27 protein-coding genes and 2 pseudogenes are annotated in these 25,323 nt (G+C 65.3%); 7 read left to right on the top strand and 22 right to left on the bottom strand.

Annotated features, from left to right (window positions below; all coding sequences use genetic code 11):
* Positions 1-4: 4 nt before the first annotated feature.
* The 5 genes from FS320_RS13815 to FS320_RS13795 all read right to left on the bottom strand — a co-directional run bounded on the left by FS320_RS13815 (position 5) and on the right by FS320_RS13795 (position 8,076).
* Entirely contained in the window at positions 5-1,543 is a 1,539-nt protein-coding gene (locus FS320_RS13815) for a DUF2793 domain-containing protein (RefSeq protein WP_152712447.1), read from the bottom strand.
* Between the two features lie 315 nt (positions 1,544-1,858).
* Positions 1,859-5,716, bottom strand: a complete 3,858-nt coding sequence (locus tag FS320_RS13810) for a baseplate multidomain protein megatron (protein WP_152712445.1) — start codon at positions 5,714-5,716, stop codon at positions 1,859-1,861.
* Positions 5,716-6,144 carry an NlpC/P60 family protein gene (locus FS320_RS13805; RefSeq protein ID WP_152712443.1) on the bottom strand — a complete coding sequence of 143 codons (429 nt, stop codon included), beginning with the start codon at positions 6,142-6,144 and terminating at the stop codon, positions 5,716-5,718. The genes FS320_RS13810 and FS320_RS13805 overlap by 1 nt, the downstream gene beginning before the upstream one ends.
* Positions 6,145-6,346: 202 nt before the next feature.
* The gene (locus FS320_RS13800; protein ID WP_152712441.1) at positions 6,347-7,237 is read right to left on the bottom strand and encodes a DUF2163 domain-containing protein; all 891 of its coding nucleotides are present in this window, start codon (positions 7,235-7,237) and stop codon (positions 6,347-6,349) included.
* 200 nt (positions 7,238-7,437) lie between these two features.
* Entirely contained in the window at positions 7,438-8,076 is a 639-nt protein-coding gene (locus FS320_RS13795) for a DUF2460 domain-containing protein (protein ID WP_152712439.1), read from the bottom strand.
* An 85-nt stretch (positions 8,077-8,161) separates the two neighbouring features.
* On the opposite strand from FS320_RS13795, the gene FS320_RS13790 reads away from it, so the two are divergent.
* Entirely contained in the window at positions 8,162-8,407 is a 246-nt protein-coding gene (locus tag FS320_RS13790) for an HP1242/YdcH family protein (protein WP_152712437.1), read from the top strand.
* An 8-nt stretch (positions 8,408-8,415) separates the two neighbouring features.
* Here FS320_RS13790 and FS320_RS13785 read toward each other — a convergent pair whose 3' ends face one another.
* Positions 8,416-8,826, bottom strand: a complete 411-nt coding sequence (locus FS320_RS13785; protein ID WP_420846733.1) for a phage tail tape measure protein — start codon at positions 8,824-8,826, stop codon at positions 8,416-8,418.
* Positions 8,823-9,026 (bottom strand): hypothetical protein, encoded by a 204-nt coding sequence (locus FS320_RS50730; protein ID WP_420846732.1) that lies wholly within the window; start codon positions 9,024-9,026, stop codon positions 8,823-8,825. The genes FS320_RS13785 and FS320_RS50730 overlap by 4 nt, the downstream gene beginning before the upstream one ends.
* Before the next feature lie 42 nt (positions 9,027-9,068).
* Between FS320_RS50730 and FS320_RS13780 the strand changes: the two genes are divergently transcribed.
* Complete coding sequence (locus tag FS320_RS13780; RefSeq protein WP_152712435.1) at positions 9,069-9,347, top strand: hypothetical protein; 279 nt, start codon at positions 9,069-9,071, stop codon at positions 9,345-9,347.
* Between the two features lie 8 nt (positions 9,348-9,355).
* On the opposite strand, the gene FS320_RS13775 is transcribed toward FS320_RS13780, so the two are convergent.
* The 6 genes and pseudogenes from FS320_RS13775 to FS320_RS13750 form a co-directional block, all read right to left on the bottom strand.
* Positions 9,356-9,508 carry a phage tail assembly chaperone gene (locus tag FS320_RS13775; RefSeq protein WP_244627130.1) on the bottom strand — a complete coding sequence of 51 codons (153 nt, stop codon included), beginning with the start codon at positions 9,506-9,508 and terminating at the stop codon, positions 9,356-9,358.
* An 8-nt stretch (positions 9,509-9,516) separates the two neighbouring features.
* Positions 9,517-9,894 (bottom strand): gene transfer agent family protein, encoded by a 378-nt coding sequence (locus FS320_RS13770; RefSeq protein ID WP_152712433.1) that lies wholly within the window; start codon positions 9,892-9,894, stop codon positions 9,517-9,519.
* Between the two features lie 253 nt (positions 9,895-10,147).
* A complete protein-coding gene (locus FS320_RS13765) occupies positions 10,148-10,558 on the bottom strand; it encodes a phage major tail protein, TP901-1 family (protein WP_152712431.1) in 411 nt (136 codons plus the stop codon).
* A gap of 172 nt (positions 10,559-10,730) precedes the next feature.
* Positions 10,731-11,144: a DUF3168 domain-containing protein gene (locus FS320_RS13760; protein ID WP_152712429.1), complete on the bottom strand. Its 414-nt coding sequence runs from the start codon at positions 11,142-11,144 to the stop codon at positions 10,731-10,733.
* Positions 11,141-11,474, bottom strand: a pseudogene (locus FS320_RS50725) (phage head closure protein). The gene FS320_RS13760 and the pseudogene FS320_RS50725 overlap by 4 nt, the downstream one beginning before the upstream one ends.
* Positions 11,475-11,642: 168 nt before the next feature.
* On the bottom strand, positions 11,643-12,209 hold the full coding sequence (locus tag FS320_RS13750; protein WP_152712427.1) for a head-tail connector protein: 567 nt from the start codon (positions 12,207-12,209) through the stop codon (positions 11,643-11,645).
* Positions 12,210-12,232: 23 nt separating this feature from the next.
* On the opposite strand from FS320_RS13750, the gene FS320_RS13745 reads away from it, so the two are divergent.
* Together FS320_RS13745 and FS320_RS13740 are read left to right on the top strand one after the other, a co-directional pair.
* Positions 12,233-12,976, top strand: a complete 744-nt coding sequence (locus FS320_RS13745) for a S1 family peptidase (RefSeq protein WP_152712425.1) — start codon at positions 12,233-12,235, stop codon at positions 12,974-12,976.
* A gap of 383 nt (positions 12,977-13,359) precedes the next feature.
* Positions 13,360-14,157: a S1 family peptidase gene (locus tag FS320_RS13740; RefSeq protein ID WP_152712423.1), complete on the top strand. Its 798-nt coding sequence runs from the start codon at positions 13,360-13,362 to the stop codon at positions 14,155-14,157.
* Between the two features lie 260 nt (positions 14,158-14,417).
* Here the strand turns inward: FS320_RS13740 and FS320_RS13735 are convergent, their stop codons facing one another.
* The 9 genes and pseudogenes from FS320_RS13735 to FS320_RS13700 all read right to left on the bottom strand — a co-directional run bounded on the left by FS320_RS13735 (position 14,418) and on the right by FS320_RS13700 (position 23,130).
* Positions 14,418-15,656, bottom strand: coding sequence for a phage major capsid protein (locus tag FS320_RS13735; RefSeq protein ID WP_152712421.1), 1,239 nt, complete (start codon positions 15,654-15,656; stop codon positions 14,418-14,420).
* 81 nt (positions 15,657-15,737) lie between these two features.
* Positions 15,738-15,959, bottom strand: coding sequence for a hypothetical protein (locus FS320_RS13730; protein ID WP_244627129.1), 222 nt, complete (start codon positions 15,957-15,959; stop codon positions 15,738-15,740).
* An 89-nt stretch (positions 15,960-16,048) separates the two neighbouring features.
* Positions 16,049-16,585, bottom strand: a complete 537-nt coding sequence (locus FS320_RS13725; protein WP_152712419.1) for an HK97 family phage prohead protease — start codon at positions 16,583-16,585, stop codon at positions 16,049-16,051.
* Positions 16,582-16,731, bottom strand: a complete 150-nt coding sequence (locus FS320_RS45150; protein WP_153885303.1) for a hypothetical protein — start codon at positions 16,729-16,731, stop codon at positions 16,582-16,584. Before FS320_RS45150 ends, FS320_RS13725 begins: the two co-directional genes overlap by 4 nt.
* Positions 16,728-16,928, bottom strand: coding sequence for a hypothetical protein (locus FS320_RS13720; protein ID WP_152712417.1), 201 nt, complete (start codon positions 16,926-16,928; stop codon positions 16,728-16,730). Before FS320_RS13720 ends, FS320_RS45150 begins: the two co-directional genes overlap by 4 nt.
* Before the next feature lie 644 nt (positions 16,929-17,572).
* Positions 17,573-18,745, bottom strand: a complete 1,173-nt coding sequence (locus tag FS320_RS13715) for a phage portal protein (RefSeq protein ID WP_152712415.1) — start codon at positions 18,743-18,745, stop codon at positions 17,573-17,575.
* Between the two features lie 1,119 nt (positions 18,746-19,864).
* Positions 19,865-20,918, bottom strand: a pseudogene (locus FS320_RS13710) (terminase large subunit domain-containing protein).
* Positions 20,851-21,402, bottom strand: coding sequence for a hypothetical protein (locus FS320_RS13705; protein WP_152712413.1), 552 nt, complete (start codon positions 21,400-21,402; stop codon positions 20,851-20,853). The pseudogene FS320_RS13710 and the gene FS320_RS13705 overlap by 68 nt, the downstream one beginning before the upstream one ends.
* 696 nt (positions 21,403-22,098) lie before the next feature.
* Complete coding sequence (locus tag FS320_RS13700; protein ID WP_152712411.1) at positions 22,099-23,130, bottom strand: endonuclease/exonuclease/phosphatase family protein; 1,032 nt, start codon at positions 23,128-23,130, stop codon at positions 22,099-22,101.
* 159 nt (positions 23,131-23,289) lie between these two features.
* Here FS320_RS13700 and FS320_RS13695 point away from each other — a divergent pair, with 159 nt between their 5' ends.
* The 3 genes from FS320_RS13695 to FS320_RS13685 all read left to right on the top strand — a co-directional run bounded on the left by FS320_RS13695 (position 23,290) and on the right by FS320_RS13685 (position 25,146).
* Positions 23,290-23,505: a hypothetical protein gene (locus FS320_RS13695; protein ID WP_152712409.1), complete on the top strand. Its 216-nt coding sequence runs from the start codon at positions 23,290-23,292 to the stop codon at positions 23,503-23,505.
* 220 nt (positions 23,506-23,725) lie between these two features.
* The gene (locus FS320_RS13690; RefSeq protein ID WP_152712407.1) at positions 23,726-23,956 is read left to right on the top strand and encodes a hypothetical protein; all 231 of its coding nucleotides are present in this window, start codon (positions 23,726-23,728) and stop codon (positions 23,954-23,956) included.
* A 101-nt stretch (positions 23,957-24,057) separates the two neighbouring features.
* The gene (locus FS320_RS13685; RefSeq protein WP_152712405.1) at positions 24,058-25,146 is read left to right on the top strand and encodes a TRAP transporter substrate-binding protein; all 1,089 of its coding nucleotides are present in this window, start codon (positions 24,058-24,060) and stop codon (positions 25,144-25,146) included.
* The last annotated feature ends 177 nt before the right edge of the window (positions 25,147-25,323 follow it).

Raw genomic sequence — 25,323 nt, 5'->3', positions numbered from 1 at the left:
TTCCTCACAGTTCCGCCTGCAGGGCGATGAAGGCCAGGTTGCCCAGATAGAGCATGGCGACGGCTCCGGACGCGCCGCTGAAGGTGGCGCCGGCCTGAAGCCGGAGAACGATGCCGGATGAGCCGGCCGCCGTCGACGTTGTCACCGTCAGGGCTCCTGCAAGCGACACCCAGGACGCTCCGCTGTTGTTATAGAAGCCGATCTGATTGCCGTTTGGAGCTCCGTTCCACCACGAAAACCCGCTGGTCGACAACGTCGGATCGGCTCTCATCGGCACCGGCAGGGTCAACGGGAAATCGATGTTGTTGCTGGCAAAGCGCTGCCCGAGCGCCCCCGCGATCGCAGGGGATCCGCCGCTGACGGCAAGGCGCTGGTAATAGCGCCGGCAGCGGAGCTCTTCGATGTCGAGCGGTACGCCCGTCCAGGGGGTTGCATGCGCTCCGACTTCCAATTTCACGCGCTTGAAGGAGCACGTGCCGGACGGCTGGAGCCGCACCGCGATGTTGCCCGTTTCGGATCCATCGAGCGTCACGCTGGCCGAGCGGCGACCGGAACCGGCCGGGATCGTGGCGGCTTTCGAACCGATGATGACAGGCAGGGGCTCTGAAGGATCTTCGACCGAGAGGGTCAAGGTCGCGCCTGCGAAACTGGCTGCGCCGATCTCGGCGGCGGCCTGGGCCACGTCGACCACCTGTTCGAGAGCTCCGGACACCGTGATCCTGCCGTCCGCTGCAAGGCCGAGCGTGCAACCGCCCGACCCGCCTTTCCAGTGATCGAACCCGTAGATGCCCGCTCCCAGCGCACCCCCGGCGAACTTGCGCTGGTTCACGAGAAATGCCGAATTGATCAGAAGGTTCGGCCCTGGCACATTGCCGAGACCACAGGGGAAGGATGCAACGCCAGTCCGGCGATCCACCAGCAGCGCATCGCGCCACTGGCTCCCGTCGCACGAGACCCGGATGCCGAAATCGTCGCTGCCGATCAGGCCCGTTTCCGCGCGCCCGCTGAAACCACGCTGGTAGAGTTGAGACAGAACGCCGGATTCCGTGCTCTTGTTGAGCACGAAGCGCAGATCGCCCGTTCCGCCCTCTTCGGCTCCCAGTGCCGCAAACAAAGCCGCATTGAGCTTCGCCGACAAGCGGTTCAGATCGTCGGCCGTGGTGCCGAGCCCGAGCCGATCCAGATTGTTGAGTTCTTCCGGAACCGAGCCGGTCGTCTTCCATTCGCTGCCGTCGAAGAGGACGAGCAGGTCCTCGGCCTCCACATAGGCAAGCCATCCGGGACGCGGCGTGAAGAAACGCCATGCGCCGAGATCGAACAACGCAATGTTGCCCTCCTGGTTGGCGAAAGCGCCCGTCGCACCGGCGCCGACGAGGAAGCGGTCGCCTTCCGCAGGCGAGGCGGGCGGCTCGGTGCGGTTGCGCTCCTTGACGGCAAGCTGCACGAGGGCATCGAGCGATGCGAGAGCCTCGTTGTGGGTGACGTGCTTTTGCGCCTGCGCTGCGGCGAGGAGCGGCAGGGAAAGGTGGGGTGTTGATGTCATCGAGTGATCTGCTTTGACAAGAAAACGAAAATACGGTGGAGACTCGGATTGGATTCCAATGTCATCCACCTCACGTCATCACCGGCCTCGTGCCGGTAATCCCGAACAGAGAGGCGCCGCGCTTTTCCGCATCGCGATGATCGGCACGAGGCCGGCTATGACGGCGTGGGTGTCATCCCCGGCGAGCGCAGCGAGGGAAGGGGATCCACTCAGGGACTCAGCGGCCTTATGGATTCCCTTCCCCTCCGCTGCGCTCCGGCCGGGAATGACAACCGTCAGGTCACGTCTGGGTCACCACAAAAGCCAGACACGCGATCAACGTACGGCGACCGTCGCGGGCCGCTCGAAACCGCGCCCGGCCACGGCGCTCATCTGCACGATGCGAAGATCGAGCGCCGATTGAGGCCCGCCGAAATCGGCGAGTTCCTCGGCGTTGCCATAGAGAACCGAAGGCTGCGTGCTCGCGAGCGTCCTCACGACCACCCCGTTCCTGAGGATGTCGACCTCGTAGCGTTCCGCATCCTCGGCCAGCGGCACGTCGATCGCCTCCCAGCCATCGCCGTCGCGGCGCGTGCGGCGCAGCCAGTCGAGGCGAATGCCGCTCGCTTCGCGACGGGCTAAAGGATGCACCGGGCTGAGCGGTCTGAGCGCGTCCCGCCCGACCGTGGCGACGATCTCCGCGACCGCGGGATCCGCATGGTCCCGGCCCGTGGGGCCGATCCTGTAGCGCCACGTCTGGCCAAGATCCTGCAGGCTCGTCGTGAGAGGCACGACGGCCTCGTCGAGTTTGACGAGCAGAGATCCCGCCGGCACCGTGCGCCCGGCCTCGTCCTCTGACCCGGCAAGGCCGCGCAGGAAGCGCGAGAGACGATAAGTGCGCTCTCCGATCATCTCGGCTCGCGCGGCGGAGAAGATCTCCCATCGGCCGTTCGTGCCCTGCAGGGCGAACAGGTTCCGGCCGCCGAGAGAGGCCTCGTCGCCGATGGCGCTCAATGCGCCCGAGGAAATCTCCACATCGAGCACGGCGCGCCGGTCCCAGCGCCAGAGCGGACCCGGCAAGAGCGCCGTCTTCGTTCGTCCGATCACGGCCGGCAGATCGAGAATGCGGGTGGGTGTGAAGCTCGCGCCGTTGCCCGAGCGCCAGATCGTCATGGCGCCTGGCCAGGGATCCGCCGCGACCGCAATGTATTGCAGAGGCGCGGGATCGCCGAGAACGACGGCTAAGTCGAGCACGATCGCAACCGGCTTGCCGGGCACCGGCGGCGGACGTTTGACCGGTCTCGCCACGGACGAGCCCGGCCGCTCGAAGACGGCCGGCTCCACGGCCCGCGTGCCGATCTTCCGCGTCAGCCCATCGGCGATGCGCGTGATGCGATGCAGCTTTGGGCCAGCATCGGTGGGAACCGCAATCACGTCGCCCGGCTCCAGCTCGATCCGCCGGGGCGAGAGTTCGAACTCGGCGCTTTCGCGTCCCGCCCACAAATCCTGCAGCCAGGTATCGGCGAGACGCTGTGCCTCCGCGCGGCGAGTGACGACGGCGCTGTCCGCCCTCGCCTCCCGGCGGCTCGAGCCGGACAGTCGCCGCGATGCCACCGTGGCCCGGCGGTAATCCGTATCGCCTTCCACGAAACCGATCTCCACCTGCTGCGGCAGTTCGGTTTCCTGCGCACGGGTGAGCTTGAGCGAGGGCTCCTTGTCGCCGAGCACGAGATCGTCCGCTGTCAGATGCACGATGGCCCGTCCGCCGCGCCCCTGCCATGCGAGGCCGCCGCCGCGCGCGACGGCATCGATCCCGAAGAGACGCAGCAGAGGCTCGAGCGCCCCTCGAGCCGACATGGGCCGGTCGATCACGTAGCCGTCCATGAAACCGTCGACCGGGATGGCACCGGGATCGGCAAAGCCGAAATCGCGCAGGATGCGGGCCAGCAGGCGATCGAGCGTCACGCCCTCGATCCGGCCTGTGATCCAATGGCCGGTTTCCCAGTTGGGACCGTCCGACCACACGGTGTCGAAATCGGGAAAGGCGGGATACGGCCTTGCATCCCAGGCCCAGACGAAGACGTTGTCCGGGTCGACCATGCGCCCGCCGTAGGACGGTGACGAAGGATTGTACTCCGATGAAAAGCCTCTCTGGGCCGGGTCGAAGCGCGAGAGGATGGCCTCCAGCGTCCGCGCCTGGGCGAGATCGTCGCGCACGCCGCGGGAGAACGGCGGATAGGCGGATTCCGACGACTTGGGATCGGGAAACACGTTCGGGCCGTTCGGGCCCTTGTCGACGGCCGGCACGCCGATTTCGGTGAGCCAGATCGGCTTCGATTTCGCCTGCCAGGACGTCGATCCGATCTCGACGCCATTCACGCGCTCCACATGCCGGTTCGACCACCAGGAGACGAGATCCTTCGCGCGGAAGATCCACGGCTTGTTGTAGGTGCCGTCGGTAATCGGCCGGCGTGTCTGCGCCGCGCGCTCGGATGCGTTGGCGTAGTACCAGTCGAACGCCTCGCCGCTCCCCAGCCGCGTGCGCAGATAATCCACGTCGTAGATGCTGCGTGCCGCAGGCAGGTCCGCATGATCGGGACCATCGCGCCAATCCGAAATCGGCGGGTAGTAGTCGATCCCGACCGCATCGATGTCATCGCTGGCGAAGAGCTGATCGAGGGGAAAGCGCACCTCGTCACCGCCATCCAGAACATGGGCGCCGTATTCCGTCCAGTCCGCCGCATAGACGATCTTCGTGGACGCGCGAAGGATGGCGTTCACCTGCCCGGCGAGCGCCTTCAGCTTGCCGACCGCGGGATACACGCCCGATGCGGAGCGCACGCGAGTCAGGCCGACGAGCTCGCTGCCCAGGATGAATCCGTGAACGCCGCCGGCCTGCTCCGCAAGATTGGCGTAGTGGACGACCATGCGGTTGAACCCCGCGGAGCGCGTGAACCATTGCTCGATCTGCGCGGCGGCCGCACCCGTTCCGTCGGGCGAGCCGCTCCTCCCCGGCGCGGGATGGCACGTGATGCGCCCGCGCCAGGGATAGGGCGGCTGGCCCGTGCCCCCATAAGGGTCCTGCAGAGTGTTGCCTGAGGCCACGTCCATCATCACGAAGGGATAGAGCACCACCTCCAGGCCGCGCGCCTTCAGGCTCCGGATCAGGCGTTTCACGGATTCGTCGGACGGCGTTCCGCCATAGGCGGGAGATCCGTCGACGAGGGATACCGCCTTCGCGTCGTCGCGCGTCAGGCCCGCGACGGACCAGGTGTCCCCGTCGGTGGTCTTGGTCTTCACGTCCACGCGCGGCTCGATGAGGCAGGATCCGGCGCGCAGATCGTCGCCGAACCAGCTCACCACCAGCGACACGCGCTTGAGGTTCGGACAAAGAGCCTGCATGGCATCGAGGGACGCCGCCACGTCGGTGTCGCTATGCAACTGATGTCGGTTCTCCGGCCGCGTCTTGCCGAGATCGAGCACCTGCATCACGGGCAACGTGTCGTAGCCAAACTCGCTCGCCCCAGGGATGAGGCAGACCGCCCGGACCATGCGGTTGAGGCCGTCGACGGGGCGGATGACCTCGAAGGAGAATTGCGGCACGCGGTTGCCGAAATCCGCCAGCGGCAGGCGCTCGAACACCACATAGGCCAACCCGCGATAGGCCGGCGCGTTCTGGGCACCCTCCTTCGCGACGATCAGCGGATCGGCGCTTTGCGTCTCGCTGCCCGGGTGCAGGCGCATGGTGATGGTGCTGAGATCGAGCTCGCGCCCATCGGCCCAGACGCGGCGGATGAAGGCGATGCGTCCCTCGCACAGCCCCACCGCGAGATTGGCGAAATAGGAATAGGTGGTCGTCACGGTCTTCGGCCCGCCCATGCCTTTGCCGCCTTGGGCTCCGCGGTCGGTCTTCGTGTTCGCCACCTCCTCGAACCGCGTCGCCCAGATGAGCTGGCCGCCGATGCGTGCGCGGCTGTAAACTCGCGGAATCGGCGCACCTTCCGTGGAGGTGAGCCCGTCGATATCCTTGAGACGGGGACCCTCGACATGTTTGGTGGTGTCGCCGCCGAAAAGCGCGTTGTCGATGGCGGCCCCCGCGAGCCCTCCCAGCGCCCGCCCGGCCATGGCGCCGATAGGTCCGCCGATCATGCCGCCGACTGCAGCGCCGACGGTTTGAAGAACGATTGTGGCCATCAGTTTTTGTCCGGAAAGCGAAACGCATAGGCGAGATGGCGACGCCACCAGGGATGGAACGCGACCTCGGCCACCGATGCGCCGTCATGGGCGTGGATCATGGTGTCGGGCGAGGTTGCAACCGCGCAGTGCTTCGCCGGCATGGCGTCGCGCCAGCGGAACAGCAGCACGTCGCCGGCCGTGAACTCATCGCATGCAATCTCGACGAGATACTTTCGCGCGGCGGCGACCAGCGTATCGGCTCCGGCCTCCGCCCAGTCGGGCGAGTAAGGCGGCGGCAATTCGGGCTCACGGCCCATGACGCCGCGCCACACGCCGCGCAGCAGCCCGAGGCAGTCGCAGCCGATTCCCTTGAGCGACGCCTGATGGCGGTAGGGCGTGCCGATCCAGGAACGGGACTCGGCAAGGATGAGATGAGATGCAGGCATGTTCGAAAATCGCTTCCAACCGAAAAGTCCTCCAGCCTTCCTCACGTCATCACCGGCCTCGTGCCGGTGATCCGGTTACGAAAACTCAGCGTTCTTCGGATCGGGATGGCCGGGTCAGGCCCGGCCGTGACGGGAAGACTTCACCAAGTCACATCACTCTCACCCCTGCCCCTCTCCGCGAGGGCGAGGGAAAAGGGGCGCATCACCGAAAAAAACTCCCGCCATCGAGTCCTGGCTCGCCCTGCTGGGGCATGCGGATGATGAAGTCGTTGCCGGGCATGTGCGGGAAGCCGCGGAAGTTCACGGCGTTCCTGAACTTCGCCCGGCAGGTCGCATGAGTCCTGTCGCAGCCGGCTGTCACGCGGAACGTGTCGCCTGCCTTGATGACCCGAGGCGCGCGCTGCCACAGGTCGAACTCGTCCGTGCCTTGAACCGCGCGATGCACCTTGATCTCGACCGAGAGGCCGGCGTTGTCGCCGCTCGTCCAGGTGAGGTTGCCAGCCGTGCACCATCCGTCCGAGAAGCCGATGCCGGAAGCCGCGATGGACAACGCACCGTCCGTGCGCGTGACGGTGCCGGTATCGGCATAGGTGGATGAAGCGAGATTGATGCCGCATCGCTCGTCGCCGAGATCCGCCGAACAGGTGGCGCGAAACAGGCGTCCGCGCTCCTCGTCGAAGCGATGCATGAGCCCCCGCACCTCGGCGACGAAGCCGCCATCCGCGCGACGGATCTCGCCGATCGAGCCGACATCGAGGAGCAGGCGCTCCTCCACGTCGCTCCAGTTGACGAGCCAGGTTTCCACGCTCGCATCGTCATAGAGGCCCGAGGCGATATCGTCCTCAGTGGGACCCGCGGAGATGAGCGCGCCGGATACCTCGCCGCCGCCGATGGCGAAGCCGAGTTCGGCCGTCGCCTCCGCGGCCTCGAGCCCGGTCCGGGCCGCGTAGAGAATACCGGCGAAGGAGAGATCGCGATCATGATCGGTGAAGCCGAAGGCGGTGCCGTCGCGCCGGACGAGCTTCCAGCAATGACAAAGATTCGTCGCCCCGTCCGCCAGATGGGCGGCGAGGTTTGGGGGAATGGTGCGCATGATGGTCCTTGCGATGAATGGCGAGATCTCACTCCACTCCCGTCATGGCCGGCACGAGGCCGGTGACGGCGGGGTGTCACGACGGTGTCATCCCCGGCCGGAGATGGCGAAGCCATCGGAGGGGAAGGGGATCCGCTAATCCAGTGCGTGTGAGTGGATCCCCTTCCCTCGCTGCGCTTGGCCTGAGGATGACAGGATGTCTAAGGAACGATCTCGATCAGCGGAATCTGCGGGATGCCGCCGGCGTCGAAGGTGGAGAGGTCGATGTCGAGTTCGTCCGTGTCGAAGCGCACCGGCACGTCGAAGGCGAAGCCCGCCGTGATGACGGCGCCGGCCGGCGGAGCGGCCGTGAAGGTCACAAGGCCCGTCGCGGGATCGCAATTGAAGCCGGAGCCGACGCTCCGCTCGATCCCGTCGACCGCCACCCGAACCGTTCCGCCCACCGGCTTGGCGATGGGGCGGCTGTAGGGCGCGAAGGATGAGCCGTAGGTCTTCACCAGCGGGAAGCGCGAGCTTTGCCCGTCGCCGGTGCCGATGCGCTGGTCCAGCGGCGTCGGCTCCTTGGAGGGCGGGCCGGAGCGCCAGTCGGTCCGGTCGCGGAAACGGAAGCCGTAGAGCCGGCCGCGCCGCTCCTCGAAGAAGGCGATCACCATCTGCAACGCATCGACGGTCCTGACGCCCAAGCCCGCGTCGTAGCGGCGCCGGGACCCGGCCCAGCGGCTGTTGCGGTGCTCGCGGCCGGAGGCGAGCGTGACGATATCGGTCCGCCGCACCGGCCCGCCCCGGCTGCCGAGGCCGACATCGAGCGGAAAGCGGACCTCGTGGAAATCGGACGCCATGGTCGGTCCTTTGGAAAGATGAAACGAAAAAAGCCGGGGTGGCGTTGACGTCGGGAAACGCCATTCAACAAGGAGCCAGCAGGCGATGAGCAATGCTCCCAACGACCTCGCAGACGACTTCCCCGACAAGCGCGACCGGATTCACCAGCTCAAGACGAGCAACAATCATTTCTCGCGGCTCTATGACGAGTACGATGAGCTGAACCGCACCATCCACCGGGTCGAGACGCGGGTGGAACCCAAGCCCGAGGAGGTCGAGGAGGAGCTCAAACGCCGCCGCCTGAAGATCAAGGACGAGATCATGGCGATGCTCGACGGCGCGGGCGGCTGATCGACGGACTACATCCCGCGCTGACCGCGCGAGACGGCGCGGGCGAGCGCGGCGGAGACCTGCGCCTCGGAACGGCGGAAGCTTTCGGCATCGGGCGTCGAGACCTTCACGGTCACGGAGAGCGGCCGCCCTCCTCCGCCTGAGCGCACGCCGAGCCGCCCGTCCGGCCCGCGCGCCAGCGGCATCACCGCCTCGGAACCCTGCTCGCCCATCAGGCCGAGCCCGCGCCCGAGCGGAAAATAAGTCGGCGCGCCGACCACCCCTCCTTGCGCGAACGGCATCACCATGCCGCGCGAGACCACGCCGCCTTGCGCGAAGGCGGAGCCTCCGGCACCGAAGAGCGAGCCCAGCCCCTTGACGAGGCCGCCGAGCAGGCCGCCGCCGTCGAGCGGCAGCGCGCCCCCGAGCGCTCCCGTCATCCTGTTTCCACAAGGGATTGGCGGACAGACTTTATAACGTTATCAAATTTCTTGCCCTCCGCGATATTCTTGGCGAAAGCATTGGACAGTGAGTCACCGAACTTTTCGGAGAGGCCGATGAGGGTATTGAGCTGGCACGTCCGATCGGCAGGGATCGGATCGGCAGGTGAAATGGAGCTTGGAGTGGGTTTATCGCTCAAGCCTGTCTCCTTGACGTTTTCCTGTTCTTGAGAACCGATGCAATGAACTCTTATTCCTGGCGCTGTTTGACGTGCAGCATCCTGTCACTGATGCTTGGCGGCTGCTTTCCGAGGTCTGAAACTCGGCTGCAGTTCGACACGGGCGATATGCCTCCAGATCGCTGGGAACGTGTCCAAAAGGAATGCCGCTATGAAGCCGCCAAAGCGTCAGCATCCGCGCATGTCAACATCGCCGGCTATATACAAGAAGAGCTCTACATTCAGTGCCTGGATCTAAAAGGGGCGAAATACAAAGGTAAGATCCAGGTGGCAGTCGAATAAAAGCTCTCTTACTGATCTGGAAACGCCTCCATCAAACGCCTGAGATCGCCGTTCAGCGCCGGCTCTGACCTTCGTCCGCCACACAATCCCTCCCACGCCGCCACCAATTCGCGCGGCGTCGCGCGCCAGAAGGTCTCCGGGCTCCACCGCAGGATGCTCAAGGCCAGCGTCAGCGCATCGTCCCAGGGGAAGGCGTGAGGCTCGCATCCTGCGGATCCGGAGGGTTTGGCGATGCCTCGCCTCCCCCGAAGGTCGTCACGAGAAGATCGGCGAGGGCCGCGGCCACGGGCGCGAGGCCGTCATGGAGCGGCAGGCCGGCGACCTCCCGGTCGCTCATGGCATGACCGCCGCCGCGCAGTGCAATGGCGAGCAACGTGAGCAGGTCGCGGCTCGACAGGCGGCCCGTGCCGAAGCGTTGGCCAAGCGCCATGAGATCCTGGACACCGAACGCGTCCTCGAGCTCCGCGAGCGCACCGAGAGTGAGGCAGAGGGTATAGCGCGTGTCGCCGAGCTGCAGCGCCACCTCGCCCCGTATTCTGTTGGGCATCGTTTTTCTTTCCTTGCTCTGTGTCATTCCCGGCAGAAGCGCGGCGAAGGGGAAGGGAATCCATAGTGCAGTGCTTGATCGTGGATCCCCTTCCCTCGCTGCGCTCGCCGGGGATGACATCCGCCACGTCATGGCCGGCCTTGTGCCGGCCATCCGATGTCGTGAAACGCGACGCTCGTCTTTATCGGGATCACCGGGACAAGCCCGGTGATGACCTGGAGAGTCAGTGTCTTTCAAGCCGCCGGATGCGTCCTCACAACGCCACGAACGTCAGCGCACCCGCCGATTCGAACGCCATCTCGAACGTCACTTCGCCTGCATGGTCGCCGCGATATTCCAGGCTCGTGATCTGAAACGGACCTTCGATGCGGCCGAAATCGGGAATGACGATCTGGTAGGTGAGAATGTCGCCGTCGAAGAAGACCTGGCGCATGCGCGCGTCGGATGCTTCGTCCTTGAAAACGCCGGAACCCGAGATCGACGCGCGGCGCACGCCGACGCCCGCCAGGAGCTCGCGCCAGCGCCCGGCGGATTCCGCATGGGTCACGTCCACGGTCTCTGCATTGAAGGCGATCTGGCGCGTGCGCAAGCCCGCCACGGTGACGAAGCCATTACTGCCGTCGCCGATCTTGACGAGCAGGTCCTTGCCCTTCTGAGCAGGCATGGGATGTCCTTTGTTCGAATGAGGGAATTGCTAGAGGCGGAAGGTGAATGACGGGCCTGTGTCATCCCCGGCGGCCGCAGGCCGGGAAGGGGATCCGCTTGCACACTCGATGCTATGGATCCCCTTCCCTCGCTTCGCTCGCGGGGATGACACGGAAGGGCAGAATCGCCGTTCATCTTGCCACCTCGGTCACCGCGCGCAGGCGTAAGGTGACGCGGGTGAGTTGGGTGTCCTTGTCGCGCTCGGAGACGAGCTCCGTGACGCGCAGGTTGATGAGGCGGTGCCCATCGAGCGCCAGCGACACTTGGTCGAGAATTGCGTCGAACCGCTCGGCGACCGCAAGCGCCATTCGCGCGCCGCCGCGCTCGGACCACACCACGATCCCGAGATCCTGCTCGTGGCCGCGGTCGTGATCGGTGGACCAATCCGTCGCGCGGACATCCGAGAACAGCGCATAGACCGGCTCGGAGCCCCGCGGCGGCTCGTCGTAGAGGCGCAAGGCGCCGCCCATGAGCGCACACAGGTCCGCATCGAGCGCGGCCGCGTCCAGGATCGCGCGGCGCAAGGCGAGAACGGGGCTCGTCATGCCCGCATCTCCTCGACGAGGCAGACGAGATCGCGCTTCGATCCGTCCGGATCGGCAGTCGTGCGGATGGCGAAGCGGCGCAGGCCCGAGGTCAGGCGCATGGCACCGGTCACGCCTTCGCGATAGCGCAGGGTGATGCGATGCGTCAGGCTCTGCTCGGGGCGGTCCGCGCACGCGCTCGGCTCCCGAGAGCATTTCGATGGCGCCCCAGAGCTGGGGACCGGAGGTATAGGTGCGAATGACGCCGCCGAAACCGTCGGGCCGCTCGAGCGGCATTTCGAGCACGAACCGGCGCGCCCGCGCACCGATGGGAATGGGTTTGGTTCTCATGGAAAGGTCTTTGGGAAGATAGGAAAACGTACGAACCGCAACGCCATGTTGGGCCTCGTGGCGGGAATCTCGACTTGGCGAAACACAGTGCTCTTCCGACCGGGATGGCCGGGACGAGCCCGGCCATGACGTGGTGGATGTTGTTCCCGGAATGACAATGAGGGGGCGCTAAATCCGCGCCCTTTGAAACGGCGCCACCAGGGCGAGCGCCTCGGGCGGCAGGATCTGCTCGCCCACGACGTCGCCCCGGTTCTCGAACCAATGGGCGACGAGAATGCGGATCGCGAGCTTCAACGTGGCCGGCACCGCTTCCGGGGCGGCGCCATAGCCGGCCCGCAATTCGATGGAAATACCGTTCCTCGGCTTGCCTGGCTCAGGCGCATCGGCAACGGCGATCCGCGGCGGCTCGCTCAAGGTATCCGTATCGAAGGCGCTCGCCGGAACGTCGGACGCGGTGCCCGATGCATCCGTCACCTTGATGCCGTCGACCGCGATCAGCGGCGAGAGGGGCAGCAGGATCGTCCCGCCGGCGGGAAAGCGATCCAGCACCACGCGCCAGTGCTGCTCGATCAGGATCCGCCGTGACGCCGCCTCGACCATGAGGCGGGCCGCCTTGACGAGCCCTGTGATCAGCTCGTCTTGCGTACCGTCATCGTCATCGACCCGAAGATAGGCCTTCATCTCCTCAAGCGTTATGGGCTCGACGGCGGGGCCGCTGATGAATATGGGAATCATCGTAACAGGAATCCTTATGAGTCATGCAACGTCTGGTTACGCTCTGTCTTGCCCTGTCGCTCGTGGCGACACAGGCGAATGCCATCGTCGGCGGCGCCGAGGATGAAGGTCCCCTCGCCCGCCAAAGCGTGATGGTCTTGGGCTCGAACGGCGGTGTCTGCAGCGCCGTGGTGCTGGCGAAGGACGTGGTGCTCACCGCCGCACACTGCGTGACGGGCGCTGCCGAGCACCGGGTGCATTTCCGTGACGAGACCGGCGAGCCCGTGCTGATCACGCCCGCCGCGAAGGCGGTGCATCCCGGCTACAACGCGAAGGCCATCGAGACCCGGCAGCGCTCCATCGATCTCGCCCTCGTGCGCATTCCCGAGGCCCTGCCCGCCCGTTTCGAGCGGGCGACGCTCACAGCGGCAAAAGTCCCGGAGAACAATCCTGTCGTCGTCGGGGGCTATGGTTTGTCCCGCGAGGGCGACGCGAAAACCTCCGGCACATTCCGCACCGCATCCCTGACGGCGGTCGAGCCCTACGGCCCGAGCCGGATTCTGCTGTGGGCCGAGGGGTCAGGCACGGCGAGCGCATGCCAGGGCGATTCCGGCGGTCCGATGGCGTCCGGAACGACGGTCGCTGCCATCACAAGTTGGTCATCGCCGGTCAAAGGCCGAAGCTGCGGAGGGCTGACGCAGGGCATCCTCGTCGGACCGCAGCGCGCGTGGATCGACAGGATCCTGAAAGGCTGGAATCGCGCAGCATTGTGGAGCGGCAGCGAATAGACCATCCGGTTCAACAGTGGGATGCACTTTCGGGTCCTCTCCTCTGCTGTTAAGGCATCGTCGATGCGCTCATCAGAGTCTGGCTCATAAACCTCTGTCCTCATCCTGAGGAGGTGCAAAGCACCGTCTCGAAGGAGGATCCAACATGCACTGGAGGCGCCCTCGTCCTTCGAGACACCGCCTTCGGCGGCCCTCAGGATGAGGGCTCAGGTCTGAGGGCAATTTCGAACCTGCCTCTCAGGAACAGCATCGAGAAGCCCCAGAAGTGGGATCCACCTTTGCGTCCTATCCTCTGTCGTTAGAAATTCATAAAGGAACGGAACTATCCTGACGGCCAAGACCTTGCCTTAAAAAATCCCTCCCCCACACGGCATCATCATCCCATGCGCGCTCTGCCAGCCCTTGCTCTTGCCGTCGTCACCCTTGTCGCCACTCCCGCATGGGCCGTCCTGCAAGGCGCCACGTCGCGCGATCCGAACGGGCTGCGGCGATCGGTGGTGTCCATCGAGAGCTCCACCGGCGAACTCTGCTCCGGTGTCGTGGTCGCTCCCGATCTCGTGCTCACCGCCGCCCATTGCATGACGGATCGAGCCGCCTACCGGGTCAACGCCCTCAACCGGGCCTTCAGGCTACAGCGCTTCAATGTCGCCGCGCTCGCCGTCCATCCCACGTTCGTGCCCGGCACGACGCCGCGCACCCAGCCGGGGATCGATCTGGCCATTCTCAAGCTCGATCGGCCGCTCGGCCCCGAGTTCCTGGCCCTCGACCCGACCCAGGCGGGCCGGATCGACGTGGGCGACGGCGTGACGATTGCAGGGTTCGGCGTGTTGACCGAGCGGGCCAGGCGCACCGCCCGGACGCTTCGCCAGACCAACCTGGTGTCGCTCGGCCCCATCGAGGTCGCCAACCGCGTGCTGATCGTCGTCGACCGCAGCCGGCTGGCGGAAACGGCCGGAGCCGGCGCCTGCCGGGGCGATTCCGGCGGGCCGATCCTGGCCGCGACCCAGACAGGCTATCTGCTCTACGGCATCACGAGCTGGTCGAGCGGCCCCTTGCGAAGCCGCCAGCCGAGCGCCTGCGGCGGCCTCACGGCCGTCACTCCGATCGCCGAGCATCTCGGATGGATCTCGTCGAGCATGCGCAGCCTCAACGGCAGGAACGGCGCGTGGACGGGCCATTGAGATTGTCTCTGCACCGCATAGCGGACCTCCGTGTCATTCCCGGCCGGAGATGGTGAAGCCATCGGAGGGGAAGGGAATCCATAGCGCCAGGCTGGAATGTGGATCCCCTTCCCTCGCCTCCGGCTCGCCGGGGATGACACCTTCGCCCGTCATGGCCGGCCGTGTGCCGGCCATCCCGATCCTGAAAAGCGCGGCGCCTCAGATCGTCGGGATCACCGGCACAGGGCCGGTGATGACGTCAGGGGTGTCTCCGAAGTTTCTCAAGCCGAGAACTTCAACAGCTTGATCGCCGCATAATCCTGCACGCAGCCACCCACGCGCTTGGTGGTGTAGAAAAGCACGTAAGGCTTTGCGGAATACGGATCGCGCAGCACGCGCATGCCGGCCCGGTCGACGATGAGGTAACCGCGCTTGAAGTCGCCGAAGGCGACCGCGCATTCATTCGCGGCCATATCCGGCATGTCCTCGGCTTCGACGACGGGGAAGCCCATCAGGGTCGCCGTCTGGCCGAGGCTCGCGGGCGGGGTCCAAAGGTACTGACCGTTGTCGTCCTTGAACCGACGGATCGCACTCTGCGTCTTGCGGTTCATGACGAAGGAGGCATTCTGGCGGTAGCCGGCCTTGAGCGCATAGATCAGGTCCACCAGCACATCGGACGGATTGTCGGCCGGGAAGGTCGCGGCGCCGGTCCGGATCGTTCCGAGCTTGCCCCATTCCCAGATCTCCTCCTCGACCGTGCCGGCGGAGAGAAAACCTTTCGGCTTGTTGACGCCGTCGCCCTTCACGAAGGCGGTGCTTTCCTGCTCGGCGAAGGCCGCCTCGACTTCCTCGGCGATCCAGCGGTCGATATCGACCACCGCATCGTCGAGAAGGGTCTGGGTGGCGGCCGGCATGGCATAGAGCTCCATGGCCGGGAAGCTCATCTCGGAGAGCGTCGGGCTGGCGGTCTGCGGCCGTGCCGCGGTCTCCCCGACCCAGCCCGTTGCCGGACCCGTGGTGGAGAAGGCGCGCTTGTACTGGCCGCCGGAAATCACCCGCACCGACGAGATGGCGCGGATCGGCGAGACGGCGGAGAGGCGACGCAGAACCTCGCTCTCGACCGTATCGGGCACGAGATAGCCGCCATCCGGGCCTGAGCCGGCGGACAGCGCCTTCTCCTCGAGCCGCTTCAACCCGGACGCCTCGCCGGAGCGGATATAGGAATGGAACGCCGCCTTGTGCTCGGCCTGGGCCGGATCGCGTGCGGCCTCCGCGCCTGTCCCAAGCGGGGCGCGCGAGCGGTCGAGGGCGAGACGGTCGAGACGGCGCTTGGCGTCGTCGAGCGCGCTGTCGATGCGGGTGAGTTTCTCGTCCGTCACCACGTCGCTCGAAAGCCGCGTCTCGATCTCGGACAGGCGCGTATCGTTGGCGCCCTTGAACGCCTCGAAGGCACGGGCGAAATCCTCGAAGGCCGAGGCGACATCGTCGGAAACGAATTTGGTGTCTACAACTGGGATCAGATCAATCGTTCGTTTTGAAAGGGCCTAAAAGAAAAGGCCCGCCTTCCGGCGGGCCCGTTGATCTCCCGGTGAGGAGAATACTTACATATGCCGCGCCGTGCGGCGCGCCGACCGCGCGACGGTCGGACCGGTCACAGCGCCGACCGCACCGCCGGCCACCGCGCCGACGGGGCCCGCTACCGCACCGACGCCGGCACCGACGGCGGCGCCGCCGACCCGTTCTTCCGTGGTGGTGCAAGCTGCGGCCGCCAGGCCGAGGAGTGCAACGAAAGCGAGTTTCTTCATCAAAACCTCCCGAGACAACGGAACACAGACACCCGCCCTCTCAGGACAGGGCCCGCCGTATCCGCATTCGTGCGGGCGATCATCTAACGCGCACCTACGGACTAGGTTCAGGACAATAGTCGCACCGTCGCCTTGCGGATGCTGGCGGCGAGTTCCGGTGCCGTGTTCTTCACGGTCTCGATCCGCGCGTCGGGCAGCATCGGGAAGGTCACGACGGAGATCTCCCACAGGTCGAGCTTATCCAGCCGGCGCAGGCCGGTGGGCCGCTCGGCCCGGGCACGCTCGACGCGAAAGCCGATGGAGAGCCCGTCGACGGCCCCCTCGCGCATGAGCGCGTGGATCTCCCGCGCGCGCTCCACCGCGAGGTTGAGCTTGCCGCGCACGCGCAACCCGCGCCGGTCCTCCGCGATGAGGAGCCAGCGCCCGATGGGCTGCGCCGGATCGTGCTGCCAGAGCAGCCGCACCCCCGTCGCGCGGCGCTTTCTCAAGGTATCCGAGAATGCACCCGGCATGACCACGTCCTTGCCGAGATCGGCCTCGCCGAACAGGCTGGCATAGCCCTCGAACACGCCGTCCGCGTCGATGGCGTTCAGCGGTTCGGCCAGGAACTTCCGCTCCTGGATGATGGCGATGCCGGGCCTCATCGCACGGCTCCGCGCGCTGCGGTCCTTGGTTTGGCGTCGAGCTTTTCGAGCTGGCGCACGAAGTCGCGGAACACGAGCGTGGCACGGCTCTGCCCGTCCCGCGCGGCCTTGGGCTTGCGCGGCGTGCGAGCGCTGGAGCGTGTCATGGAAGATCTCCCGAATGGCGGCGGTTGAAGAGGGACAGCTCGCGCACGAACGCGTCGAACCGGCGATTGGCCGCGAACAGATCGCGCAAGTTCATGGCAAGCAAAGCGGACGCCCCGCTCGCCCAGACGAACAGGGCCAGGTGGGCAAGATCCCCGCGCCGGATGACGGCCTCGGTGATCTGGTCAAACATGTTCATGATTTGTTCCTGCGCAAAAGCTCCATTGAGGGTGGGTGCGCGTGGGGGGTGAAGTGGTTTTTGCGAGTAAGACGGTTTGAGTGAGCGTGCTTCGTCTGAGTGCTTAGTGTGCGCTTCGCCTGTGTGCTTCGTCTATGTATTCGCGGCCCCTGATGGGGGTCGCTCGGACGGCGAAGGCGATCCCGGATCGTCGGCGGGATGCGGCGCCTGAAACCCGACGCCGTCATCCTCGCGAAGGCGGGGATCCATACCCACGACGGTTGCTGGAAGAGCGCAGCGGCTTCCCATTCGCTTGTTCGGCACCGTCTGCTTTGACTGATGCCGGGTTCCGCGACACGACTCCGGAACGACAGTGATGAATTCTGAAAGCGATTCCGGATCTCCACGGCGCTTCGTCCGAGACACCTCTTCACGTCATGGCCGGCCTTGTGCCGGCCATCCCGACTCTGTGAAGCGCCGCGCTTCAATCAACCGAGATCACCGGGACGAGCCCGGTGATGACGTTGGAGAGAGGGGTGAAAGGCTGCGTCTCATCCGGCCTCGTGCCGGCCATCCCGCCCCGTGAGGCGCGGCGCCTCTCACATCGAGATCACCGGCACGAGGCCGGTGATGACGTCGCGTGTGCGGGGACTGCCGCGCACTTCTCACGCCCGCCCCTTCCCCGCGGCGGCACGCCCGTACCCCACCGCCTCGCGCTTTTCGTCGTCGGACAGGAACGCCGCCGCCGTCACGCGCCGCCAGAGGCTTTCGCGTTCGTCGGCGAGCGCCTCGATGGCGTCGAGGTCGGGTTCGAGCCGCAGGGTCTCGCCGAAGGCCGGCGCGAGCCAGTGCGACAGCGATTCCGCCGTGCGCTTCACGAGCGGGATCACGGTCTGGCGGTAGAAGGCGCGGTTCGCTTCGGCGTAATTCGCATGGGTGCTGTCGCCGGGAAGGCCGAGTAGCAGAGGCGGCACGCCGAAGGCGAGCGCGATCTCTCTGGCCGCGGCCGCCTTGGCCTCGACGAAATCCATGTCCTTCGGCGAGAGCGAGAGCGGGCGCCAGTCGATCCCGCCTTCGAGGAGCAGCGGGCGGCCCGCGTTGCCGGCGCCTTGATAATTGGCCTCCAGTTCGCCTTTGAGCCTGTCGAACTGCGCATCGGTGAGGGTCGCACCGCCCACCACGAGCGCGCCGGAGGGCCGCGCTGCGTTGTCGAGCAACGCCTTGTTCCAGGCTCCCGCCGCGTTGTGGATGTCGAGCGCGGTCGCCGCCGCTTCCATGGGCGAGAGACCGTAATGATCGTCGACAGGGTGAAACAGCGTGAGGTGCAGGATCGGCGCCAGCGCCTCGTCCTCGCGAATGGCGAAGCGCACATTCTGCGTGCCGACCGCATATTCGTAAGCGGCGGGCCAGCCGTCGGCGTCGGGAACCACGCGCATCCGGTCGGGTCGCAACGCGTAGAGTTCCTGCGGCGCCCCGTCGAGGCTCACCGCCTCCACATACGCGTTGCCGGACACCATCAGGTGCCCGTAGAGGCTTTCCAGAAACCGCTGCCCGCCCTCGCGCGCATTGGGCCTGGAGAGCAGCGCGAGAAGCGGATGCGCCGCAATCTCCCGGCCCTCGCTCTTGAGCACCAGCGGCAGTGCCGCCGCCGCCTCGGACACCAGCCGCACCGCGCGGTGCACGATCGCGTTCTTCTGGAATCCCTCGCGGGACAACGCCGCGTAGTCGCGCGGCGTCCACACGGCGCGCCCGGCGACATAGAGCGCGATGGCGCTTTGAACGCGCGAAGCCTTGGCCTCGGGCGGCGCCTGAAGCCAGCGGGTCAGTCGATTGAACATGAGAAACTCCTGCCCGAGATGAGGGCATGAAGGGTGAATGAGGGCGAAGCATGTGAGCCTCGGCGGATTTCCCCGTCATGGTCGGGCTTGTCGCGGCCGTCTCGATATGGAAAAGCGCCCGTCCGATCGGGATCACCGGGACCGATGCCCAGATCAAGTCCGGGGACGGCGATGACGTGAGAGCTGGCATCCCGGCCTGCGGCCGCCGAGGGTGACAGCGCAATGCCGCCTTCCGATACAAGGGCACATCACTGCCCTGCGTTGATTCAGAATGGCGACAACTTCCGCACCTGGTGATGAAGAAGGCGGCAATTTCTGCCGTGTTGTCATTGGACGGTCATAGGCCGTGAGGTAATCTTGAGATGTTGCGGGGCATCCGGCGACATTCACGCGCCAGCCGAGTTGGTCCCCCCTCTCGGCTGGCGCGACCATCAGTTTCTCGAGCTCTGTCGTCCTTTCTCCTATTCGGGACGACACGAGGCAGATGGCGGGGCGGATCGGCACGGATGGACTGCCATCCGCCCCAGCCTTCCAGCGACCGAACACTCCCACCTTCGAGAACCCGTCAGCGCCGTTGCAATGCTCCTTTGGAGACAGGCGCGCCCGAAAGGCTCACTCCATCAGGAGACGTTGAGGATCGTCCGCCGCCGCTTAGCTTATAAACCGTGACCCCATCTTTGCCCCTACGGGAGTCACGGCGCCCCAGCTGGAGATGTGCGTGAACACCGTCCTCCGGCTGGGGCGTTTTTCTGCGATTGTATCAAACCTCATCCTGAGGAGCAGCGAAGCTGGGTCTCGAAGGAGAGTCCAGAGCGCGCTGGTCACGCCTGATCCTTCGAGACGGACCTGACGGCCCTCCTCAGGATGAGGGCTTATGGCTCTGCCAAACGTAAAACAAAGCTCCGCAATTTTCGCGCCCGACCATGGATCCCCTTCCCTCACTTCGTTCGCCGGGGATGACAGCGGAGTGCCAACCTCGGTGTCATTCCCGGCCGGAGATGGCGAAAGCCATCGCAGGGGAAGGGAATCCACTCGCACGCACAGCGCCATAGATCCCCATCCCGGTCCTCACGGACCGCCGGGGATGACACGACGGGCGCCATTGCAGCACTCCATCCCTCACAAAACCCGCACCCGCGGCTCGCGTCTCTCCCGCAGCATCAGTTCGGTCAGCGCCCAGACGAGCGCGTCCATGCGGTCGGGCGAGCGGCCCGACGTGAGGCCGCCGGGGCCGAAATCGCAGAGTTCGTCTTCGAGCTCCGGCAACGCGCCCACATGGCGCACGCGGTTCTGCGCGTAGAGCACGGAGACCGGCTCGGCGCGCAGATACTTGCCGCGCGTCGCGCGCACGCCGACGACCGGCATGGACAGATCGACCTCGCGGATCACGCCGGTCGCCATCTCGCCGCCCTGGTTCGTCTCGACGACGAGCGCATCGGCCTCGAGCCGTCGATAGAGCGCCACGGCTTTCGCGGCCCAGTCCGGCGGCTTCAGGCCTGAGGCCGTCGCGTCCTCCAGCACATAGGAAACGCCACTTTCAGCCACGCCGACGGCGACGATCCCGCAGGCATCGGCGCGTTTCGACGATGAGGCCGGCGGATCGACGGCGACGACGATGCGCACCGAGGCGAAGGCCGAACTGCAGCATGTCCCAGGTCTCCTCCACGTGCCTCCATTTGGCGAGCTCGTCCGCCCAGGCGGCCTCGAATTGCGGACCGCGCAAGGAGTCGGGATCTTCGGCCGAAAACACATGCGCCACCGCGCCGTTCGCCCATTCGAGCTTGCGCAGCGAAGGCGACCAGGCGGGCCGCTCGTGGCGCGCATGGACGGCGAGAATGCCGGCAGGCCCCTCCACCATCACGTTGCGCGCGTCCGAGAAGGTCTCTCCGATCAGCGCGATGCGACGCGAGGCGCTGTGTGCGAAATCGGGTTGGCCGAGCGCGATGCCGCGCACCCATTCGGCGCCGGTGCGGGTCTTGCCCGCCCCTCGTCCGCCGAGGATGAGCCAGATCGTCCACGGATCGTGCACACGCGCCAAGCCCGGCAGGCGCTGCTCGGGCCGGCAACGGATCGGCCAATGACGCAGGACGTCTTCGAACTCGTCTTCAGACCAGGATGCCGTCGCGTCCGCGAGCCTCCTCTTCCGCGATAACCCGGTTAAGGTGGTGAGCAAGCTCGTCGCGCAGCTCGTGGAGGCTGCGCCGTGGTTTGTTGTCGTGATGCTCGGTTTCATCGAGCCGTGAGCCTTCCTGTTCCAGGAGAGCCCGGGCGGACGCCAGCGTCTTGGCATAGGAGGCGAGCCTTCGGGCCGTCTTGTCGTGATCCTTGGCGCGACCAGTGCGCTGCTCGTCCATGCGAGCGTCGATCTGCGCCCGCGTCGCCTGCGCCAGAGCCCGCGCGGCATCGTTGACGGAAGCGGCGGCAGCCTTCTGAAGGCCTGCGACTCCGCCCTCGTCCTTCGCGGCCTTGCTCAAGGCGTTCTCGGCCAGAACGGCCTGGCGCGGCGGCCAGCCCCAGCGCTGGCGCAGCCGCGCAAAGCTGCTCGCGCTGACGCCGAGAAATTTCTGGATGTCCGGCAGATGCTTCTTCGGCTCGCGGGCATAGTATTCCCAGGCCTGCCGCTTCTGCTCGTCGGTAATCTCGATTCTCTGGGGCATGAATTCTCTGAGGCCTGAAAAAGCCAACAAAAAACCGCCCAAGCGGGGGCTTGAGCGGCGGAGGTTGCACCGGACCTGTGATGCGGGGCTGCATCCACACTTCCTCAGTGTTCACGTTTTGTACTCTATCAGCGTCTCGCTGTCAAGGTGAATTTTCCAAGCTGTCGGGATGCCCTCTCCCCCGTCATGGCCGGGCTTGTCCCGGCCATCCCGATCCTGTGAAACGCCGCGGCCTCAACCCATCGTCATCACCGGGCTCGGCCCGGTGATGACCAGGAGAGTGTCATTCCCGGCCGGAGCACAGCGGAGGGAAGGAATCCACCTGCACGCGAGGGCCGACACGGCTCATCACCACGGCCTTGGATCGGCTGTGAAGAGAAGAATGCCGCTTTGTCATTTCAGCGCTAAAAGGCGACTCGGTACCTCTCCGGTCGAATCGCTTCCCATTTCAACGACGTTCGCGGAAAGTTCTCCTATTGGATCTTATGACGGACATTGTTACGCGATCCCGCGATCAGAATCGGAACATATGAGCAATGAAGTGAAAACCTGGAATCGATTTAGGAAAGCACATGCCAGCACCCCCTATGAATACGCAGCCATTCGTTTGAAGGGCAATACTTAAGAAGACTAACTAATAACCTATATGGACATGTAGGTTACGGGGAAGTTCTGATGCAGCGCCGGGTCTTACCGTTACGGGATGGTGAGATCCACGGCGATCATCTCGTGGTCGGATATCGCCTCGCCCTGTTCGTCGAGAGCCGGGACGATCTGCGAATTGCTCGGCGCAAGACCGCGCACGACGATCCAATCGAGCTTGCCGAAAGGCGGCTTGTGCTTGTCCTTCGGACCCGGGGTCTGCGTCGGGAGCGCGAGATTGGCGTTCGCCCAGGTAAATCCAGCCTGCCTGAGATCAGCGAAGAGCGGCTCGCAGAGTTCCGGAGTTTCGAGCAGGAGATGCCGCTCGTCCTCGGTGCGGGGCAGCGCCTTGGTGTTGAAGTCTCCGGCGATCACGCACGGCTCGCCGGGCGCGATGACATCGAGCGCCCGCAGCAATGTCCGGATCTGCGCCTGCCGGTCGGCGGGATCGGTCTTGCTTTCGAGATGGGTGCCGACGACCCACACGGGTCTCGGGGCGCCGGCGATGCGGGCGGCAAGCGCCATGCGCCCGCCGATGCGCCTTTGCGCACCCTTGAAACCGGAGAACCACAACCCGCTCTCCTCGAGCGGGATTAGGTGCGGCGCCTCCAAGACAAGGTTCGTCACGATGGCATTGCCGTGGAGGCTGCAGGCGTTGCGTTCGCCCGCATGCTCATGCAACTCGCGCCGGTCGCCGAGATCGAGTTCCACGTATTCGACGCCGTAGAGATATCCCTCGCCGGTGCCTGCGATCAGGTCGCGAATGGTGTGCACGTTGCCGGAGCGCGCCATGCCGAGATCGACTTCGCTGAACAGGGTGATATCGGCACCCGCCTGTTGCATGAGGCGACGGGTCGCCGACCGGTTCTTGAGACGCTCGGCGTTGAAGGCCGCAATCCTGAACGTCCCCGTCCATGGGAGAGGGTGAGCGGGCGGAGCCTGCTCGACGGCGCGAAAAGCGGGAATGCGTTCCAGGGAAGCCTGATGAGCATTCTCGCGCAGGATCGAGGCCCGCCGTGCCTCCTCCAGGAGAGAGGCTTCCGGAGCCTCGAATTTGGGGACAATCCGATCGATCACAGGGCGCATGGAAGAAGCGCTTCGAGAAAGTTTTATCGCTTGTCGAATTAGGGCGCTTTGCTGCTTGACGGAAACGCGCGTCTCAGGAATTTTTTAGCACGGCGTTAGGAACTTATTGGGGCCTAAACCGTTACCTGTCCGCATCAAGCTTTGCCGGGGAGAAAGCCCATGGTCTTTTGGGCTGCTGTTTTCGCGCTCGTCACGGGCGCTTTCGCCTTTTGGGGCAACCTCTCTTCCACTCTTGTAAGCCTCTCTTCCGCTCTTGTAAGCCTCGCCGAAATCGGCGGCGTCATTGCTCTGTTCATGCTCGTCTGCGCCGCGGAAGTCTTCAGCATTCCGAAGAATCCGAGCTTCGACGAAAGCCACGCCCGGCCCGAATCCTAAATCCGGGCCTGCACGACCGCCCGGGTTCGATTGCCAGGCTTCACGGACGGTGCCGGCGAAACATCTCATTCCACATCCGAAACAAGCGCCTCTTGAGCGTGACGTGGCGTCGTTGCGCCTCGCCAGAATTCGTGATTATGTTTCAAATCGTGAGCATGTCCAGCCGCGCTTTGCCCGCATCCTTCGATTTGCGGCAGGCCCTCGCCCACGAGGTCGAGGGATGCAAGCTCAACCCTTGAAAGTGCTGGAGGGCACCGGAGCTGCGCTCTATCCCGCGGCCGTCGGATCCGGAGCCGTGGGCGTTCCCGACGGCCTTGCTCCCATCGCTTGGCCGACGCCGAAAACCGCCACCGGTCCGTGCCCGGTCATTGACGCCCCCGAGGCGCTCATCGGCACGATCGACCCGCTACTCTCTCGAGCGATCCCAAGCACGTTTTCAAAAGGCCCATAGATCATTAGTCGATAGTGCCGTCAGGCTTCTTGCGGACGTAACCGAATTTAGTGTCAATAGGGCCAAGTGACCAAAGTCACGATCCAGAGAGGAAAAGAACAATGAAACGTCGTCAGTTTTTGCAGGCCGCCACAATCGGCGCCGCCTCGACCGCGGTTGCCGCCCCGGCCATCGCCCAGTCGATGCCGGAAATGAAGTGGCGCCTGCAATCGGGCTTCCCCAAGTCCCTCGACACCATCTACGGCGCGTCGGAAGTGATCGCGAAGTTCGTCTCCGAGGCGACCGACGGCAAGTTCCAGATCCAGCCTTTTGCGGCCGGTGAGATCGTCGGCACGCCGCAGGTAGCCGATGCGGTCGGCAACGGCACGATCGAGCTCGGGCACACCTGCTCCTATTACTACTTCGGCAAGGATCCGACCTTCGCCCTCGGCACGGCGGCCCCCTTCGGCCTGAATGCCCGCCAGATGAACGCCTGGCTTTACCAGGGCGGCGGCAACGATCTGCTGAACGAGTTCTATGCCAAGCACAATCTCTACGGGATGCCTGCCGGCAATACCGGCGTGCAGATGGGTGGCTGGTTCCGCAAGGAGATCAAGACGGTTCAGGACCTCCAGGGCCTGAAGATGCGCATCGCCGGCATCGCCGGCATGGTGCTCCAGAAGCTCGGCGCCGTGCCGCAGCAGATCCCCGGTGGCGACATCTACCCGGCTCTCGAGCGCGGCACCATCGACGCCGCCGAGTGGGTCGGCCCCTACGACGACGAGAAGCTCGGCTTCTCGAAAGTCGCTCCGTACTACTACTATCCGGGCTTCTGGGAAGGCGGCCCCGCGATCCACTTGTTCGTCAATCAGGCCAAGTGGAAAGAGCTCCCGAAGGCGTATCAGGCGATCCTGACCGCCGCTTCCGGCTATGCCAACAACGACATGCTGGCCAAGTACGATGCCCGCAATCCGGCCGCCCTCCGGCGCCTCCTCGGGGCCGGCACGCAGCTGCGTCCTTACTCGCAGGAGATCCTCGAAGCGGCCTACAAGGCAACCAACGAGGTCTTTGACGAGGTCTCGGCCAAGAACGCGGACTTCAAGAAGGTCGTCGATTCGGTCAAGACGTTCCGAAACGAAGGGTATCTCTGGTTCCAAGTGGCCGAATACGCTTACGACACCTTCATGATCCGCGCCCGCGCCCGCGGCTGATCTCTCCGAAGTCCCGACCTTGAGAAAGGGCGGCCGTTCGGTCGCCCTTTCTTATATGGGCCGATACGTCAGTCAAGTGCTGGTCGCAGGTGCTGCCGTGATCTCCGAGGTTGAGCCCGATGGCGCTCATGCGAACCGTTCGTCCGCATCACCTTATATCCGGTTGGGCCTAAGCCC

The organism is Microvirga tunisiensis (assembly GCF_009296175.1).
Taxonomy (GTDB): domain Bacteria; phylum Pseudomonadota; class Alphaproteobacteria; order Rhizobiales; family Beijerinckiaceae; genus Microvirga; species Microvirga tunisiensis.
Note: the sequence above shows the minus strand (reverse complement) of the source record. Positions and strands in the feature narration are given on the sequence as shown.